The organism is Larkinella punicea, from assembly GCF_003334855.1.
GTDB classification, from domain to species: Bacteria; Bacteroidota; Bacteroidia; order Cytophagales; family Spirosomataceae; genus Larkinella; species Larkinella punicea.
In genome coordinates this window covers 446,949-465,029 of record NZ_QOWE01000001.1, presented here as the reverse complement: position 1 = coordinate 465,029, position 18,081 = coordinate 446,949, and the positions used below count along the sequence as shown (strand labels likewise).

At 52.0% G+C, this 18,081-nt stretch carries 14 protein-coding genes; 10 read left to right on the top strand and 4 right to left on the bottom strand.

Going from position 1 to position 18,081, the window contains the following annotated elements:
* Positions 1 to 30 precede the first annotated feature (30 nt).
* From DUE52_RS01850 to metK, 10 genes are all read left to right on the top strand, one after another.
* On the top strand, positions 31 to 1,392 hold the full coding sequence (locus tag DUE52_RS01850) for a TldD/PmbA family protein (protein ID WP_114404221.1): 1,362 nt from the start codon (positions 31 to 33) through the stop codon (positions 1,390 to 1,392).
* 319 nt (positions 1,393 to 1,711) lie between these two features.
* The gene (locus DUE52_RS01845; protein ID WP_114404220.1) at positions 1,712 to 3,352 is read left to right on the top strand and encodes a TldD/PmbA family protein; all 1,641 of its coding nucleotides are present in this window, start codon (positions 1,712 to 1,714) and stop codon (positions 3,350 to 3,352) included.
* 96 nt (positions 3,353 to 3,448) lie between these two features.
* Positions 3,449 to 4,783: a TldD/PmbA family protein gene (locus DUE52_RS01840; protein ID WP_114404219.1), complete on the top strand. Its 1,335-nt coding sequence runs from the start codon at positions 3,449 to 3,451 to the stop codon at positions 4,781 to 4,783.
* A 127-nt stretch (positions 4,784 to 4,910) separates the two neighbouring features.
* Positions 4,911 to 5,528 (top strand): DUF4159 domain-containing protein, encoded by a 618-nt coding sequence (locus tag DUE52_RS01835; protein WP_114404218.1) that lies wholly within the window; start codon positions 4,911 to 4,913, stop codon positions 5,526 to 5,528.
* Between the two features lie 3 nt (positions 5,529 to 5,531).
* Positions 5,532 to 6,506 (top strand): AAA family ATPase, encoded by a 975-nt coding sequence (locus DUE52_RS01830; RefSeq protein WP_114404217.1) that lies wholly within the window; start codon positions 5,532 to 5,534, stop codon positions 6,504 to 6,506.
* Positions 6,507 to 6,614: 108 nt separating this feature from the next.
* Positions 6,615 to 7,475 (top strand): DUF58 domain-containing protein, encoded by an 861-nt coding sequence (locus DUE52_RS01825; protein ID WP_114404216.1) that lies wholly within the window; start codon positions 6,615 to 6,617, stop codon positions 7,473 to 7,475.
* Positions 7,475 to 8,668 (top strand): BatA domain-containing protein, encoded by a 1,194-nt coding sequence (locus tag DUE52_RS01820; protein WP_114404215.1) that lies wholly within the window; start codon positions 7,475 to 7,477, stop codon positions 8,666 to 8,668. The genes DUE52_RS01825 and DUE52_RS01820 overlap by 1 nt, the downstream gene beginning before the upstream one ends.
* The gene (locus tag DUE52_RS01815; RefSeq protein ID WP_114404214.1) at positions 8,665 to 10,938 is read left to right on the top strand and encodes a hypothetical protein; all 2,274 of its coding nucleotides are present in this window, start codon (positions 8,665 to 8,667) and stop codon (positions 10,936 to 10,938) included. The genes DUE52_RS01820 and DUE52_RS01815 overlap by 4 nt, the downstream gene beginning before the upstream one ends.
* On the top strand, positions 10,935 to 12,608 hold the full coding sequence (locus DUE52_RS01810) for a hypothetical protein (protein WP_114404213.1): 1,674 nt from the start codon (positions 10,935 to 10,937) through the stop codon (positions 12,606 to 12,608). Before DUE52_RS01815 ends, DUE52_RS01810 begins: the two co-directional genes overlap by 4 nt.
* Before the next feature lie 57 nt (positions 12,609 to 12,665).
* Positions 12,666 to 13,919 (top strand): methionine adenosyltransferase, encoded by a 1,254-nt coding sequence (gene metK, locus DUE52_RS01805; protein WP_114404212.1) that lies wholly within the window; start codon positions 12,666 to 12,668, stop codon positions 13,917 to 13,919.
* Positions 13,920 to 13,991: 72 nt separating this feature from the next.
* Here the strand turns inward: metK and DUE52_RS01800 are convergent, their stop codons facing one another.
* The 4 genes from DUE52_RS01800 to DUE52_RS01785 form a co-directional block, all read right to left on the bottom strand.
* Positions 13,992 to 14,366: an HPF/RaiA family ribosome-associated protein gene (locus tag DUE52_RS01800; protein ID WP_114404211.1), complete on the bottom strand. Its 375-nt coding sequence runs from the start codon at positions 14,364 to 14,366 to the stop codon at positions 13,992 to 13,994.
* Between the two features lie 263 nt (positions 14,367 to 14,629).
* The gene (locus DUE52_RS01795) at positions 14,630 to 15,490 is read right to left on the bottom strand and encodes an SDR family oxidoreductase (protein WP_114404210.1); all 861 of its coding nucleotides are present in this window, start codon (positions 15,488 to 15,490) and stop codon (positions 14,630 to 14,632) included.
* 19 nt (positions 15,491 to 15,509) lie between these two features.
* Positions 15,510 to 16,364 (bottom strand): SDR family oxidoreductase, encoded by an 855-nt coding sequence (locus DUE52_RS01790; protein ID WP_114404209.1) that lies wholly within the window; start codon positions 16,362 to 16,364, stop codon positions 15,510 to 15,512.
* Between the two features lie 251 nt (positions 16,365 to 16,615).
* The gene (locus tag DUE52_RS01785; RefSeq protein ID WP_114404208.1) at positions 16,616 to 18,010 is read right to left on the bottom strand and encodes an alkaline phosphatase family protein; all 1,395 of its coding nucleotides are present in this window, start codon (positions 18,008 to 18,010) and stop codon (positions 16,616 to 16,618) included.
* Between the last annotated feature and the right edge of the window lie 71 nt (positions 18,011 to 18,081).

Below are 18,081 nucleotides of genomic sequence, written 5' to 3'. Positions count from 1 at the left end.
TTAAACCTCAAACGTTAAACGTTAAACCAAATGGCTATCCTAACGAAAGACGAAGCAAAGAAAATAGTGGATAAGGTTTTGGGGTATTCCAAAGCCGATGAAATGAGTGTAACGCTGAGTGGCAACCGAACCGGCAACATTCGCTATGCCAGGAATAACGTGTCGACGAGTGGCGAAACCGATAACATGTCGCTGGCCGTAACGGCGGTTTTTGGAAAAAAAGTCGGCTCGGCCACCATCAACGAATTTGACGACGCGTCTCTGGAAAAAACCGTCCGGAGAGCTGAAGAAACCGCCCGGCTGGCTCCCGAAAATCCGGAGTACGTGCCGATGCTCGGGCCGCAGAAATACATCGAAACCCGTGCGTACGCCGAAAGTACGGCTAAAATCAATCCGGAATTCCGCGCTCAGGCGGCTTTCGACAGCATTGATCCGTGCAGTAAGAAAAACCTGACTGCCGCCGGGTATATGGAAGACAGCGCCGGTTTTACAGCCATTGCCAACAGCAAAGGTTTGTTTGGGTACAACCCGGTTACATCGGTCGAATTTTCGGTAACCACCCGTACCGCCGACGGCACCGGTTCCGGCTACGCGTCCCGCGATTATAACGACGTATCGAAACTGAGCACGAAAGAAGCCACGGAAGTAGCCATGAACAAGGCCCTGGCGTCTACCAATGCCAAAGCCCTGGAACCGGGAAAATACACGGTTATTCTGGAACCTTCCGCAGCCGGTAGTCTGATCGGTCTGATGATGAACAGCTTAGACGCCCGGAATGCCGAAGAAGGCCGGAGCTTTCTGAGCCGCAAAGGGGGAGGCACCCGATTGGGTGAGAAATTCTTCGACGAGCGGATTACGATTTATTCCGATCCGGCCAATGCCGAGATTCCGGGTTCGCCATTCGCCGGTGGGGGCGGTGGCGGAGGAGGGGGCCGCTTTGGGGGCGGTGGCGTCGATGGGCGTCCGCAGGAAAAAACGCTCTGGGTCGAAAACGGGATTATCAAAAACATGAGTTATTCGCAGTTCTGGGCTCAGAAAAGCGGGGTGAAAGGCACTCCGCCAGCCCGGGGGTTCATCATGCAGGGGGGCAGCCAGTCGCTGCTGGATTTGATCAAAAGTACCCAGAAAGGCATTCTGGTAACCCGGTTCTGGTACATCCGCGCCGTTGATCCGCAAACTTTGCTCTACACCGGTTTGACCCGCGACGGGACGTTTCTGATCGAAAACGGGCAGATCAAATACCCCGTCAAAAACTTCCGGTTCAACGAAAGTCCGGTCATTATGCTGAACAACGTCGAAGCGCTGGGGAAACCCGTTCGTTCTGATGGGGTGCTCATTCCTCCCATGAAAATCCGGGATTTTACGTTCAGCTCGCTGTCGGATGCGGTGTGATAAGGAGCGTCCCGTTCCCCCGTTGCGATCAGCCCCCCAGCCCCCTAAAGGGGGAGTTTTCTCGCGCTCCAAACTCCCCCTTTAGGGGGCTGGGGGGCTGATCGCAACGGGGGAACGGGGCTAGCCAGCCAAATATCCTTCAAACTGGGGGATGGTTTTATCGACACATCTTTCGCATTTTTAATACGTCCCATCAATCCATAATTCCTGGGATTATAAGCAGAAAGACTGGTATTTATTACTTTTTCGGGTCAAAAGCCACGGAAACGAGACCAGATTTCGTTAAAATTAGACCGTATCACTTTATCACCAACAAACTTTGAACCGTCGAGATTTTCTTCAATTGACCGGCCTGAGTGCTGGGGCTTTCCTCTTGCCTGACAGCACGGTTTTCGGTCGCTCGGTTGCGCCGGAAGCACTGCTGGAACCCGGCGTGGATGTGGCCGTTAAAAAACGACTGGCCGATGCCGCCCTGAATGCTGCCAAAGCCAAAGGCGCCAGCTACACCGATGTTCGGATTGGCCGGTATTTGCGGCAGTTTGTCATTACGCGCGAAGACAAGGTGCAGAACATTGTCAACACCGAATCCTACGGGGTGGGTGTGCGCGTGATTGTCGACGGCTGTTGGGGTTTTGCGTCGGTGGTGGAAGCCAAAAGCGAAGCCCAAACCGCCAAAGCCGCCGAAGAAGCCGTGGCCATTGCCAAAGCCAACGCCCGGTTGATGAAACAGCCGGTACAACTGGCTCCGCAAAAAGGCTTCGGGGAAGTAAGCTGGAAAGCACCCATCCAGAAAAATGCCTTCGAAGTTCCCATCAAGGAAAAAGTGGATTTACTGTTGACGGTCAACGACGCGGCTCTGAAAAATGGGGCCAATTACGTCAACTCGGTGTTGTTCATGGTCAACGAGCAGAAGTATTTTGCGTCGTCGGACGGTTCGTACATCGATCAGGATATCCACCGCCTGTGGCCCACGTTTACCGTGACGGCCATCGACCCGAAGAGTGGCAAGTTTGAGACCCGCAGCGAACTGAGTGCGCCAATGGGCATGGGATACGATTATCTGCAAGCCAATCCGAGCGATAAAATAACCGGTATTACGACCCGCTACAACAAAGGGTACGACATGCTGGAAGACGTGACGTCGGCGGCCAAACACGCGAAGCAGAAGTTGACGGCCAAGTCGGTCGAAGCCGGGAAATACGACCTTGTGCTCGATCCTTCGCACCTCTGGCTGACCATCCACGAGTCGGTCGGTCACCCGCTGGAACTGGACCGCGTGCTGGGCTACGAAGCCAATTTTGCCGGAACGTCCTTCGCGACGCTTGACAAGTGGAAATCCAAAAACTTCAACTATGGCAGCAAGCAGGTCAATCTGTTTGCCGACAAAACGCAGGTCGGTTCGCTGGGTGCCGTGGGCTGGGATGACGAGGGAGTGGCCTGCAAAAAATGGGATCTGGTGAAAGACGGCACGCTGGTGAATTACCAGGCTATTCGGGACCAGGTTCACATCATCGGCGAAAACGAGTCGCAGGGTTGCTGCTACGCCGACAACTGGAGTTCGGTGCAATTTCAGCGGATGGCGAACGTGTCGCTGGCGGCTGGCAAAACGCCCCTGTCGGTGGAGCAGATGATCAAGGATGTCAAAAAAGGCATTTATATCATCGGCGATGGCTCGTTCTCCATCGACCAGCAGCGGTATAACTTCCAGTTTGGCGGGCAGTTGTTCTACGAAATCAAAGACGGACAGATTGCGGGCATGTTGAAAGATGTGGCCTATCAGTCGAATACGCAGGAATTTTGGAACTCCTGTGTTCAGATTTGCGACGAGAAAGACTACCGGTTAGGCGGCTCGTTTTTCGATGGCAAAGGCCAGCCGATGCAGGTCAGCGCCGTCTCCCACGGCAGCTCCACCACCCGTTTCAACGGCGTCAATGTGATTAATACAGCAAGGAAGATTTAAAATTAGTTTAAGGTTTAAAGTTTAACGTTTAAGGTTGCTAACGCATTCTGCCTTAAGGTTTAAACTTTAAACCTTAAACTTTAAACCATAAACACAATGGCTTTATTAACCGAAGCTGAGGCTAAGGCATTGCTTCAGAAGGTATTAAGTTATTCCAAGGCGGATGCGTGCGAGGTGAACGTGGTGGGCGGGGAGCGGGGAAACATCCGCTACGCCCGGAACGAAGTCTCGACCAGCGGCACCATGATCACGCAGACCATCCAGGTGCAATCGTCGTTTGGCAAGAAAAACGGGGTTGCCGCCATCGACGAATTTGACGATGCTTCCCTGGAAAAAGTGGTTCGCCGGGCCGAGGAACTGGCCCAACTGGCTCCCGAAAACCCGGAGTACATGGGCGTTCTGGAACCGCAGCAATACCTGAAATCGACGGGCTATTTTGAATCGACCGCCAAAGTTACCCCCGCCATTCGGGCGGAGGCTGTTGCGAAAAGCTTGCAGGAATCGGGTCAGCAAAAACTGGCTGCGGCCGGTTTTCTGGAGGATTTCCGGGGCTATTCGGCCATGATGAATTCCAAAGGACTGTTTGCGTATTACCCCAGCACGAACGTGAATTTTTCGCTGACGGTTCGCACCGACGACGGAACCGGCTCGGGCTACGTGACGCGCGGCTACAGTGATTTTTCCAAACTGGATACGGTTTCGGCCACTAAAATTGCCGTTCAGAAATGCCTCGGTTCGGTGGGGGCGCGGGCGTTGGAACCGGGAAAATACACGGTTATTCTGGAACCAACGGCGGCCGCCGTGTTGCTTGAAAACATCTTTTTTAACATGGATGCCCGTAGTGCCGACGAAGGCCGGTCGTTCCTGAGCAAACCCGGTGGCAAGACCAAGCTGGGTGAGAAGATTGTGGATGAGCGCGTTACGATCTATTCCGATCCGACGAACCCCGAATTGCCGGCTTCGCCCTGGTCGGGCGATGGCCGGGCGCAGGAAAAGGTCAACTGGATTGAAAAAGGGGTGGTGAAAAACATCGCTTATTCCCGGTTCTGGGCGCAGAAGAAAGGCGTGAAGGCGGTTCCATCGCCCACGAACGTGATCATGGCGGGTGGCACCGCTTCGCTGGAAGATATGATCAAGAGCACCCAGCGCGGTATTCTGGTGACGAAGCTCTGGTACATCCGCTCCGTCGATCCGCAAACGCTGCTGCTGACGGGCCTGACCCGCGATGGAACGTTTTACATCGAAAATGGCAAGATTAAACACCCGGTCAAGAACTTCCGGTTCAACGAAAGTCCGATCATTATGCTGAACAACCTCGAAGCCCTCGGTAAACCGGAGCGGGTAGTCAGCACGGAGTCGAATTCCAACTACCTGATTCCCCCGATGAAAATACGGGAGTTTACGTTCAGTTCGCTGTCGGACGCCGTTTAGTTATTTCGCAGAGTTGAGCGGAGTAAAAGGGGAGTTAAGCAGAGTTTTTTTATACTATCCTCGGCTTAACTCCCTTTTACTCCGCTCAACTCCGCGATACAACCTTCATCAACTTCATCAACTCAACTTGAAACCATTCATTTTCACCCGCATCCAGTATACCTCCGGCGATTGGGATACGGACCAACGAATGCCCTCCAACCTGCTGCATTCCCTGGTCGAGTATACCACCATACCCGTGGATGAGAAGGAAAAAGTGGTTCAGTTAACGAGTAACGAAATCTTCAAAAGCCCGTTCTGCTACCTCAGCGGTCATAAACTGGTGGAGTTTTCGACCCAGGAACGGGATCACTTCAAGCGCTACGTCCAGAACGGCGGTTTTGTGTTTGTGGACGACTGCAACCACGACATCGACGGGCTTTTTGCCAAGTCGTTCGAGCAGGAAATGGCCCGCACATTTGGTCCGAAAGCTTTGCAGAAAATCCCGAATTCCCACCCGATTTACACCTGCTTTTTCAAGTTTGAAGAAGGACCGCCGACTACGACGTTCGAGTTGAACGGCTGGGGCGACGACCTGGTGCATGACTACCTGAAAGCCGTGCTGATCAACGGGCGCATTGGCGTTTTGTACAGTAACAAGGATTATGGTTGCGAGTGGGATTACGACTTCCGCAACAAACGATTTCTGGCCGAGGATAATACCAAATTTGGCGTCAACATTATCACGTACGCATTAACCGCATAAGCATTGGAAACAAAGGAACTGACCCATTACAAAACCGTAGTCGCCAAGCTTCCGCGCCTGAAGAAAGAAATCGGTAAGGTGATTGTCGGACAGCAGAAAGCCATTGACGAAATCCTGATTGCCCTGCTGGCGGGTGGCCATTGTTTGCTGGAAGGCGTTCCGGGGCTGGCTAAAACGCTGATGGTGAAAACGATGGCGGAGGCTCTGGAGATGAATTTCAAACGGATTCAGTTTACGCCGGATCTCATGCCGGGCGACATTATCGGGACGGAAATTCTGGAAGAGGATCATAATACCGGTAAGAAATTCTTCAAATTCAACCGGGGGCCGATCTTCGCCCATGTGGTGCTGGCCGACGAAATCAACCGGACACCACCCAAAACGCAGGCGGCTTTGCTGGAAGCCATGCAGGAAGGCAAGGTGACCTACGCCGGAACCGACTACGAGCTGCCCCGGCCGTTTCTGATCATTGCCACCCAAAATCCGATCGAACAGGCCGGAACCTATCCGCTGCCGGAAGCCCAGCTAGACCGGTTTTTACTGTACATCAAGCTGAGTTACCCGTCTGAACAGGAGGAACTGAGTGTGTTGAAAAATACCACCGGCACCGCTCGCCCGGAACTGCAAACCATTTTGACCGATCAGGAAATGGTGGACTTGCAACGCCTGACGCGGCAGGTCCACATCAGCGATGAATTGATCGGTTTCATCAACACACTTGTCCGGTCGACGCGCCCCGAAAGCAGTCCGTCGGCGTTTGTCAGGCAGTGGTGCGACTGGGGGGCGGGGCCGCGCGCTGGGCAGGCACTGGTGCTCTGTTCCAAAGCCCGGGCGGTTTTGAACGAACGGTTTTCGGTGATCCCGGAGGACATTCAGACGCTGGCCTACCCCATCCTGCGCCACCGCATCGCCCTCAACTTCCGGGCTGAGGCTGAGAATATTACGACTGATCAGGTGATAAAAGAGTTATTAAAGTAAAGTTATCTCGCGGAGTTGAGCGGAGAAAAAAAGAGTTAAGCGGAGATTTTGATTAACTCTGCTTAACTCCCTTTTTCTCCGCTCAACTCTGCGAAACAGCCCCAAATCATGCTAGCCACAGATCTCATCAAGCTCAATAACCTGCAACTCGCCGGCAAACTCGTCAGCGATGAGCTGCTGTTGGGGATTCACGCCAGCAAACGGTCGGGGTCGGGGACGGAGTTTGAGCAATACCGCCATTATGAACCCGGCGATGATCCCCGGCGCATCGACTGGAAATTATATGCCCGAACCGACAAGCATCTTGTGCGCGAATCGGCGACGGAAAGCAACCTGCAAATCCGCTTTTTGCTGGATTTATCCGGTTCGATGAATTACACCGAGCAGGGCGTCAGCCGATTGGAGTACGCGAAACTATTGATGGCTTCGCTGGCCTATCTGGGCTACCGGCAAAGCGATCAGATGAGTTTGTATGCGCTGCAAAACGGGGCCTTGCAGACGTTGGTGCCGACCGGTAAGCAGGCTTTTCAGCGGATTTTGTTTGCCCTGCAAAATGCCACCGCTTCCGGAACCTGGCTACCCAAACAGGCCCGGTTTCCGGAATTTCAGCAGAAGCAAAAGGAGTTGCTGGTGATGGTTTCGGACTTTCTGCAAGTGGACGATGAGTGGTTACAACTGATTAAAACCGTAGCCAGTCCGCGCCGGGAAATTGTCATTTTTCAACTGCTCGGCGATCAGGAAACGGATTTTAACCTGAGCGGTTTTTATCGGTTTAAAGACCTGGAAACCGACCGGGAAATTGAAGTGCAGGCCGAAACGATTAAAGAGACATTTCAACAGGCGGTTTCGGCCTATTTCAAAAAATTACAGGAAGAATTGTTGCTGCCGCACGTTCATTTGATTCGCATAAAACTGAGTGAACCCATCGCCGGGGCACTAAAAGATTTTCTGACCAGGAGAAGCGTTTAATGGAGTTCATACAACCGTTATTTTTGTGGGGGATTGGCGCCGTAGTGATTCCGGTGGTCATCCATTTCTGGCACCAGAAAAGGGGCAAAACCCTGGCCTGGGCGGCCACACGCTGGCTTCAGGAAAAGAACCAGCAACAGCAGCGGGGCATTAAGCTTGACAACCTCCTGTTGCTGATCCTGCGCTGCCTGGTTATAATTCTGTTGGCACTCTTACTGAGCCAACCGATCCTGACCGGATTGACAAAACCGGTGGTTGTCGAGAAAATCCACCTGGTGCAGCCGGAGCAGTTGGTGGTCGATAATTACCGGTTTGAACTGGAGGAAGCGATCAAAAAAGGAGAAGCGGTTTACTGGATTAATACCGCGACCGAAGCAATAAAGGATCCGGCGCAACTGCCTGATCAACGAACGTTTAACCCGAATGTATTGCAATCGGCCATCAATACCGCATCGGCAAAACCGTCGGAATTACACCTGTATGTCCTGAATAACCAGCAACTGGCGAATGCTCCATTTATTCGGGTTCCGGCGCAGTTTAAATTGCATACGATGGTTGATTCGGCGAGTCGCCCGGTTCGGCCGTATCTGAAATTACCGGGCAGTGGCAACGTATTTGTGAATGCTTCCAATCAGCTAGTCAACAGTACGGCCTTGAGCAAAGGGATTCGTTTTCAGGATGTTCAGGCGCATTCGGGGCGTTTGACGGCGTTGGTTGATTTCCGCGATAAAACCGAGCAGCAAACTGTACTGGCGGCTTTGAATGCCCTGTCGGACGTGTATGCGCTTGGGATTCAAATCGATGTGAAAAAAAATCAGAAAACCGGATACGATTGGGTTTTAACGGACCAAGATGTGATTGCTCCCGTTCCCAAAACGCTTTATGTAGTTTCGGGAAAACTCAAGATTCCGAGGGTTCCGAATGTGATATTCTGGGAAGAAAAACTGACCCCCCAAACCGCCGAAAGGGTGCGAACCGGGCAACTGCCGGAACAATTGGGTGAACTTCTGATCCGGCATTTTAACCTCAAACCGAATTCGTTTCCACTGAGTCAGGAGCAGTTAAACACGCTGTTTATTACGACGGAGGAGCGAAGAGCGCAGCAACCGGAGAACATTCGTAACTGGCTGTTGCTGGTGTTCGTTGGTTTGATCGGCCTGGAACGTTGGATGGCTTTAAGACAGAACGCATGAACAAACTGAAAAACACCCTGTCGGCGATTATCTACCAACTCGTCGCCAACGCGCTGCTGAAGAGTAGTTTGCTGGGCATTGCAGTGAGTATGATCGCCCGGCTCTGCGGTTTTTCGCTGGAAATGGCGGGCATTTTCGGGTTGCTGGGTTTTGGGCTCGGTGCCTGGTTTACCGGTCTGTTTCGGGACAAAAAACCGCAGGCCATCGGGATCATGCATCGGCTGGTGGGCGATGCGGAATACAGTTTGCCGTTGCTGGAGAAAGACGAACTGAACATTGCGGAACAGCTCCAACTGGCGCGGTTGAACGAGCGAGTGCAGACGGTCCGGATTCCTGCGAGCCGGTATCTTTCGGTGATTTTTTCAAAAACCGGTTTTTACGGGTTGCTCGTGTTGCTTTCCGTGGCGGTTTATTACGGCTATCCCCTCCTGCAATCGAATCCGGTTGTTCAGAAACAGTTGACGGAATACGTGCCGGCTCTTGCCAACGATAACCGCCCTGTTGCGCCCGCTTTTCAGTCGGCGTTGTTGCAGATTCAACCGCCCAATTATACCGGTTTGCCGGTCAAAGAATCGGCTAATCTGAACGCATCGGCGGTAAGCGGTTCTCTGCTAAAATGGCAGTTAACGTTCAGCGAATCCAAGGCGGTTTCGGTTCGCCTGGTCAATAGCCGGGGCGAAGAGATCGCTTTTAAGAAGGCCGGACCCGCTTTTGAATACCGCGATAAGTTGGTCAGTTCCGGGATTTATGCCCTGAAAGGCTACTGGAAAACACCGACCGGAAAAGACTCGCTGATTTACCAATCTGATTATTACCGACTGGAAGCGCAACCCGATCTGGCTCCGAAAATTCAGCCGGATTCCAAGGAAGTATACCGGTTTCATTTTCTGAAAGATGATAAAAACCTGCGGATTTCGGCGCGGATTTCCGACGATTTTAAAGTTCGGCAAGCCTTCATTGTGGCCACGGTGGCACGAGGTTCCGGTGAAAGTGTGAAGTTTCGGGAAGTGAAATTTGCGTTGCCACAAACCAATTTCAAAGAGGCCCAATTGACAAAAATCATTGACCTGAAAGCCCTCAATTTTGCGCCGGGCGACGAGCTTTATTATTACTGGGCGGCTATCGATAACAAAGAACCGGAAGCCAATTTTTCCAAATCCGACACCTATTTTGTGGTGTACAAAGACACCGCCCGGGTGGAAGAAGCCGAACTGGCGACGATGGCGGTAAACATCATGCCGGAGTATTTTCGCAGCCAGCGGCAAATTATTATCGATACGGAAAAGCTGATTGCCAAACGCAAAAAGCTGGCGGCTAAAGATTTTAAAAGTACGTCTAACGAAATCGGTTTTGACCAGAAAGTGCTGCGGTTGCGGTATGGGCAGTATTTGGGCGAGGAGTTTGAAAATTCGATTGGCGGACACGATTTGGTGGCCGAGGGCAATGTGCTGGAAGGGTTTATCCACAAGCACGACACCGAAGAAGAGAAAAATGCGCCCAAACCGTTTGCGTTCAAGTTGGCCGAGAAAGCCGAGGAGCAGCAGAAAAAGGATCTTCCCGCTCCGGATGCACACGGCCACGACCACGCGAATGAGGCCAAAAGCGACAACGAAGACCCGGTGGCGGCTTTGATGGAGCAATATATCCACGCGCACGACGATGCGGAAACCAACACATTTTACGAACAATCGACCCGCAGTTTGTTGAAAATGGCGCTGGAACAAATGTGGCAATCTGAGCTGCACCTGCGTTTATACGAACCGGAAAAAGCCTTGCCTTTTGAGAATAAAGCGCTGATTTATCTGAAAGCCGCTCAGCACAAAGCCCGAACGTTTGTGAAGAAAAGCGGCTACGATCCGCCACCGATTAAAGAGAAAGAAACCCGCCTGACCGGCGAATTAAACAAGGTCAATACTAATTTGAATCAGGAACGGATGTATGACCATGTTCAAACCGGGCAGTTGGTTGGGGAAGTATTGGGCTATCTGGAATTGAAAACCTTGAATCAAAACCAGAAAAGGACTGTACAACAACTGAGTTCTTCTTTGACGAATGACATCCTGAACAGTGGGTTGTCGAACTGGTCCGTGATCAGTGGGTTACAAAAACTGGGATCTGGTAAAAACCTGTCTGATAAAGAGCGAATGGATTTGAAAACAAAGTTGTATCGTCTGGCGGCTGGTTCATCCCAAAACCGAAAACGATCCGGATTGGGCTCGTATTCCAGCGAAAAGAAATTAGAACAGTCGTTCTGGCGGCATTTAAAATGAGCCTATTGAATCGGTTTACGGTCACGTTTAACCCGGCTGATGTTGTTAGCTGGCTGATCCTGTTGCTTCTAGCGGTATTGCTCGTGGTGCAGGTGGGGCTGGTCGTTCGAAATGACACCCTTCCGGTTCGGAGAAAATGGATTCGGGGTATTTTAAATATCTTGCTCTGGAGCCTGCTGCTGGCGTATTTTCTCCAGATCGAATGGGAAATCAAACCGGATTCAAAACCGGTATGGATTGTGGATTCGGACGTGCCCGGTTCGGCGGTCAACCAACTGAAAGACAGTCTGAAAAACCGGGAAGTTGTTCGGATCAATGCGTTCAAAGAAGCCTCATTCCGATCGCGGCTGACCGACGGAATGATCGATACCGTTACTTTAATTGGTACCGGTTTTTCGCCCGATGTGCTGGGGCAACTGAGTCGGCAAACCGTTGAATGGATTCCGTATGCCCAACCCGATCAGGTGCAGATGCTGCGCTGGAAAGCCATCCTTCGGAAAGGCGAAATGCAGTCGGTGCGGGGACGTCTTCAATCGTCGCAGGAACAGATTTTGAAGCTCCGGTTTGGCAACCAGACGCTGGATAGTTTATCGGTGAAAACCGGCACGACGGCGTTTAATTTTCAGTTTCCGGCCTTCTCGCAGGGACGCACCGAACTGACGCTGGTGCTGGATCAGAAACCGCTGGATACGCTTCGGTATTTCACCCGAAGTTCTGAACCCATTGCGTATCAGTTCATTCTCGACAGCCCGGATTTTGAAAGTAAAACACTCGCCGACTGGCTTGGCAAAAAAGGGTATTCCGTCCAGGTAACATCTACCATTTCCAAAGACCTTAGCAACCGGCTGAGCATCAACCGGGTGGCTATGCCCGACGTGATCATCACCGATCCGGCCAACGCGACCAATCCTGTCGTCAAAAAAGCCGTGATGCAGGGAAAACCGGTGCTGTTTATCAATCTGTCGGACGCCGAAACCGACACGAAAACCATCAACCGGGCTTTGGGTACGAGCTGGAAATTGAAGCGCTTATCGAATGAAGCGACCATTCCGATTGGGACCGGTCTGCAGGCGTTGCCGTTTCAATTTAGCGAAGCCTTGAATCAGTTTTCCGTGGCCGGGTCTCCGGTGGCGGTTCAGAAAACGACCGCTAAAATCGGCGTAAGTCTGGTGAGCGAGACGTTTCCCCTGAAACTGAGTGGCGACAGTGTTACGTACGACCGGATCTGGACGGCCATTCTGACGCCCTTACAACCTACCTTTGCGAATAATATCCAGCTCGACGCGCCGGTTTTCAAAAGCCTTCGATCCATCATCCACTTCAACAATCTGACCCGGAAACCGGCTGAAATCCGACTTGGAAACGACACGGTCAGGCTCGATTATTCAGCCATCAATCCCCTGTCGGCCGATGTTTCGTATGGATTTGGCCGGGTGGGCTGGCAGTCTTTTCAGGACAGTTTGGCGGTTTACGTTGATAACCCGAACGAAAAACCGGTGTTTGGAAATCGGTTGGTGAGTGATTACCTGCGTGCCCGGTCGACCGTTGCGGTTGAAACGAACCCCGATTCTGAAGGCGGTTTTCCGGCGAAAATCCCGGATTGGGTCTGGATCCTGCTATTCCTCAGCGGGTTGACCGCGCTTTGGGTCGAACCTAAATTTAGCATTTGACCTATCGTAAAATTCCAGTAGCTTTGCGGCTGTTTTTAGTCTTAAATCTTACGTACAATGCCCTATCTATTTACCTCAGAGTCAGTCTCTGAAGGACATCCCGACAAAGTCGCGGATCAGATTTCCGATGCATTGATCGATCATTTTCTGGCCTACGATCCTTCCAGCAAGGTCGCCTGCGAAACACTGGTTACCACCGGACAGGTGGTGCTGGCAGGTGAGGTGAAAACGAACACCTACCTCGATGTTCAGAAAATTGCCCGGGAGGTTATCAGGCGTATTGGATATACCAAGAGTGAATACATGTTCGAGGCCGATTCGTGCGGTATTTTATCTGCCATCCACGATCAGTCTGCCGACATCAACCAGGGCGTCGAGCGCTCCAATCCGGAAGATCAGGGCGCGGGCGATCAGGGCATGATGTTTGGCTACGCGACCAACGAAACGGACAATTTCATGCCGTTGCCGCTGGATCTGGCCCACAAGATTTTGCAGGAAATGTCGTATATCCGCAACCACGACCGGGATATTCTGACGTATCTCCGTCCGGATGCCAAGTCGCAGGTGACGATTGAATACAGCGACGACGACAGGCCCATCCGGATCGATACGATCGTGGTTTCGACGCAGCACGATGATTTTGCTGCCGATGCGGTGATGCTGGAGCGGATTCGCGAAGACGTGATCAACATTGTCATTCCGCGCGTAAAAGCGAAACTGAAGCCGGAATTGCAGGCTTTGTTTACCGATAACATTACCTACTACATCAACCCGACGGGCAAGTTTGTCATTGGCGGACCACACGGCGATACGGGTTTGACGGGTCGTAAGATCATTGTCGATACCTACGGCGGAAAAGGGGCGCACGGCGGTGGTGCTTTCTCGGGCAAAGACCCCTCGAAAGTGGACCGTTCGGCGGCTTATGCCACGCGTCATATTGCCAAAAACCTGGTAGCGGCTGGTCTTTGCGATCAGATTCTGGTTCAGGTTTCCTACGCCATCGGGGTGGCCAAACCCTGCGGTTTGTACGTCAACACGTACAACTCGGCCAAAGTCGATCTGACCGACGGTGAAATTGCGACCAAAATCGAAGAACTGTTCGACATGCGTCCGTATGCCATCGAACAACGGCTGAAACTCCGGAATCCGATTTACTCCGAAACGGCCGCTTACGGGCATATGGGCCGGGAGAATCAGATTGTGAAGAAGGTATTCGGGATGAATGGCAGCACGAAAGAAGTTGAAGTAGAGCTGTTTACGTGGGAAAAACTCGACTACGTCGATAAAGTAAAAGAAGCGTTTGGTTTGTAGTCGATGAACTAAAATCGATAGATGCAAAAAAGCCGCCCGGTTGGGGCGGCTTTTTTCGTTGAAACATATCGGTTAATATTCGATGTCTTCGTTAACGGTGTCGGCTTCAACGAGGTCGGTCGACTCATTGATCTGCTGGGCGGAAATACTTCGCTGTTTATCTTTATGGCGTTTTAACTTGTTCTTGAGCGTATCGATCACCACGTCGGTTGCTTCCTCAAACGTGGTACCCTGCTGGCGGACAAAAATGGAGTCACCGGGCAAAAACAGTTTAACCTCGAAAACTTTCTGTTTGACTTTGTTGGTATCGCTTCCTTCTAACCTCAAATACACTTCACCGCTGATGATCCGGTCGTTGAAGGTTTCTAATTTGTCAAGCTTCTTCTGAATGAAGTCCAGCAATTTTTGATCTGCTGTAAAATGGACGCAATGAATTTGAATTCTCATACGTGTCACATGGTTTAAAAGTTAAACAAAGAACCCACGGACTACCTAAGTTTGGAAAACCATTTGACAGAGTCAATAGGCTGACAGAAATATCCAACTCAGTATATTGTCCGAAACTGTACGAATGCTACTTCAGGACTCACAACCAACACTTATCGTACCAACCCTCAATCCGACCGGCATAAAGATTCTTTTTATTGTCTAATTACGCCGTCTGGAAAACCGGGCTGATTTGCCCTTTTGGGTCTAATTGGCAGAGACTTTCAGGAATTGACGACCTCACCACCGTTGACGTGCATGACCTGGCCGGTGATGTAGGACGCATCTTCGGAAGCCAGAAAAACAAAAGCCGGAGCCACTTCCGCCGGTTGCCCGACCCGCTCCAGGGGCGTGTCTTTGCCAAATCTGGCGACTTCCTCTTCCGTTTTGGTCGACACGATCAGGGGTGTCCAGATGGGGCCGGGGGCTACCGCGTTGACGCGGATATTTCGTTCCACCAAATGTTCCGATAAAGAGCGCGTAAATGCCGTTACGGCCCCTTTCGTAGATGCATAATCAATCAGTGCCTTGCTGCCCCGGTACGACACCACGGAGGTGGTGTTGATGATGCAGTCGTAGGCATTCATGTGGGGTAGCGCCAGTTTGGTCAGCCGGAAAATGGCCAGGATGTTGAGTTCAAAGGTTTCGGTCAACTGCAGATCCGTAATGTCGGTAAACTCGTGTTGCTCGACGTGATTGGCTGCGTTGTTAACCAGGATATTAATGTGGTGGTATTCACCGATGACCCGATCTACTAATTGTCTGATAAATGAGGGATTTCTGAGGTCACCAGCGATTAACAAACAGCGTTGTCCTTCGGCTTCGACCAGCGATTTGGTCTTTTGGGCGTCTTCCTGTTCACGCGGGTGATGAACGATAGCCAGATCGGCACCTTCCCGCGCAAAGTGAACGGCAACAGCCCGGCCAATTCCACTGTCGCCCCCCGTTATGAGGGCAACTTTATTTTCCAGCTTTCCCGTGCCGACGTACGAATCCTGAATGTAAATTGGTTGCGGATGCATCTCGTTTTCCAGACCCGGTTGCGCTTCCTGGTGCTGAGGTGGTGTTTCAAGTTCCAGATTCATGGCTGTAAAAAGTTTTGGGTCAGGCATTGATAATCGTTCCGCCGTTGGGGTGGATCGTCTGACCGGTGACATAACTGGCATCGTTCGACGCCAGATAGACATACGCCGGCGCCACTTCACTGGGCTGACCGGGGCGTTTCATCGGCACATCCTTGCCAAACTGGGCAACTTCATCCGCCGGAACCGACGCCGGATTCAGGGGTGTCCAGATCGGGCCGGGGGCCACGCCATTCACCCGGATTTTCTTCTTCGCCAGGTTGGACGACAACGCGCGGGTAAAACTCATGATCGCGCCTTTCGTGGCCGAATATTCCGGCAGATCGGCGCGGCCCTGAAAAGCCGTAACGGATGTCGTATTGATAATGCTGTCGCCTTCGTGCAGGTGCTTCACGGCGGCTCGTGTCACCCGAAAAAACGAATAGATGTTGATCTCGAAGGTGTTGACCAGATCGTCGTCGGTCATGTCTTCAAACCGCTTGTGCTGGAGTTGCAGGGCGGCATTGTTCACCAGAATGTTGAGCTTGCCAAACCGCCGGACGGTATCTTCGACCAGTTGTTCGCAGTAGGTCGGATCGCGCAAATCGCCGGGTATGAGCAGGCACTGCCGCCCCTCGGCTTTCACCAGATCCCGGGTTTTTTGCGCGTCACCTTCTTCGCGCTGCGTGTAGGCAATGGCCACGTCGGCTCCCTCACGGGCGAAATGGACGGCGACGGCCCGGCCAATTCCGCTGTCACCTCCCGTAATCAACGCCACTTTATCTTTCAATTTTCCCGACCCGACGCAGGTGTACCGAATCACTTTCGGCTGCGGATTGAGTTCACTTTCCAGACCGGGCTGGAGAGCCTGGTGCTGGGGTGGAATTTTAGTTTCCATACCGTTTCTTTCGTTGTTGAGTAAATCAGAAAGCGTGGATAGACAATAGAGGTGAGATGAGAGAAGAAAGACAAGGGTTGATGAGTTCACTAGCATTGCGCCCCTCTCTGGTCTCACGTCTCATCGCTTTTGTCTACTAACTCAACAACACAATCCCCATGCTTTTGACTGGATTCTGTTATCGAACGGGCTATAAAAAAAGCCGGTTGTTCGAAAACAGTCGGCTTTGGGTTTTGGTAAGGAGTTCTGTATCAGGTTGCTTTCTGGGGTATTTCCGTCGTCAGGGCTTCCCAGATTTTATCGTAAACGTCAATGGCCGGTATCGGTTTTGCACTCGCCTGACCCGGACGCGTCGACACAAAAACCGGGTGATCGGCGGGCTGGGTGCCCACCCGCCCGTGTGAACCTTTGATTAGCGTGGCATCCAGCGGAATGACGTTCATCAAATACCGGAAGCCGAGCTTTTTGCGCATCAGTTTATAACCGGCTTTGAGTTTGATCATCGGATTGGCCGGGTCCATAAACATCTCGACCGGATCATAGCCCGGTTTCCGGTGAATATCGACCAGCCGGGCGTAATCCGGCGCTTTGGCATCATCCGTCCAGTAGTAATACGTAAACCAGCTTTTGGCGTCGGCCATCACGACAAAATCGCCCGACCGTTCGTGGTCAATGTGGTACTTCTTTTTCCCGGCTTCATCCAGCACCAGTTCCACGCCCGGCGTTTTTTCCAGAATCGAACGCACCTGCGCGGCACAGGACGGGTCGTTGATGTAGACGTGTGCAATCTGATGGTCGGCCACGGCAAAGGCCCGTGACGCGCCTGCATCGAGCAATTCCAGCCCTTGTTCAACCCGAACCTGAATCAGCCCGGCTTCCCGCAACAGGCGGTTCAGGTGGATCGGCTGGCTGACGTTCGTGATTCCGTATTCCGACAGAAGGATGATTTCCGCATTTTGACGTTCGTAGTGCTGAATCAAGTCTTTGCAAACGTCATCGATTTCTTGTAATTCCTGCGAGATTTTGCTGAAATCTTTTCCGAATTTTTGCAGGCAGTAATCCAGGTGCGGCAGGTAAATGAGCGTCAGGGTCGGGTTGTGCCAGCGATCGACGAGCAGCGACGCGTCGGCAATCCAGCGGGTCGATTTGATGTTGGCATTAGGGCCCCAGAAACTGAACAGTGGAAAGGTGCCGAGTGCTTCCTGAAGCCGGTCGCGCAGGTCGGCTGGCTGGCTGTAACAGTCGGGTGCTTTGACTCCGTCGGCGTGGTATTGCGGGCGGGGCGTTACCGAAAAGTCGGCGGACGAATACATGTTGTACCACCAGAACATCTTGGAAACCGTAAACGACGGATCGAGTTGCCGGGCGCGTTCCCAGATTTTTTCGCCACCAACCAGTTTGTTCGACTGTTTCCAGAATTTGACTTCACATTCGGTGCGGTCATACCAGCCGTTGCCGACAATCCCGGTCTCGGTGGGCCATTTTCCCGTTACGTAGGTCGATTGAACCGAAGTTGTGACGGCGGGCAACATCGGCTCGATGCTGGAAAGCTGCTTTTCGGCCACCCACTGTTTCAGGAAAGGCGTATGTTCACCAATCAAAGCGGCTGATAAGCCCACCACGTCGATTACTACGGTTTTTTTCATTGCTAATGATGGAGAGCAATACTATTGCATACTGAATAAATACTGAATGTGAAATGATGAATATTAAATGT

Excerpts from the sequence above, each read along its gene's own strand:
- DUE52_RS01850 (WP_114404221.1), top strand. The coding sequence starts at position 31 with ATGGCTATCCTAACGAAAGACGAAGCAAAGAAAATAGTGGATAAGGTT.
- DUE52_RS01840 (WP_114404219.1), top strand. The coding sequence starts at position 3,449 with ATGGCTTTATTAACCGAAGCTGAGGCTAAGGCATTGCTTCAGAAGGTA.
- DUE52_RS01825 (WP_114404216.1), top strand. The coding sequence starts at position 6,615 with ATGCTAGCCACAGATCTCATCAAGCTCAATAACCTGCAACTCGCCGGC.
- DUE52_RS01820 (WP_114404215.1), top strand. The coding sequence starts at position 7,475 with ATGGAGTTCATACAACCGTTATTTTTGTGGGGGATTGGCGCCGTAGTG.
- DUE52_RS01815 (WP_114404214.1), top strand. The coding sequence starts at position 8,665 with ATGAACAAACTGAAAAACACCCTGTCGGCGATTATCTACCAACTCGTC.
- DUE52_RS01810 (WP_114404213.1), top strand. The coding sequence starts at position 10,935 with ATGAGCCTATTGAATCGGTTTACGGTCACGTTTAACCCGGCTGATGTT.
- metK (WP_114404212.1), top strand. The coding sequence starts at position 12,666 with ATGCCCTATCTATTTACCTCAGAGTCAGTCTCTGAAGGACATCCCGAC.
- DUE52_RS01800 (WP_114404211.1), bottom strand. The coding sequence starts at position 14,366 with ATGAGAATTCAAATTCATTGCGTCCATTTTACAGCAGATCAAAAATTG.
- DUE52_RS01795 (WP_114404210.1), bottom strand. The coding sequence starts at position 15,490 with ATGAATCTGGAACTTGAAACACCACCTCAGCACCAGGAAGCGCAACCG.
- DUE52_RS01790 (WP_114404209.1), bottom strand. The coding sequence starts at position 16,364 with ATGGAAACTAAAATTCCACCCCAGCACCAGGCTCTCCAGCCCGGTCTG.
- DUE52_RS01785 (WP_114404208.1), bottom strand. The coding sequence starts at position 18,010 with ATGAAAAAAACCGTAGTAATCGACGTGGTGGGCTTATCAGCCGCTTTG.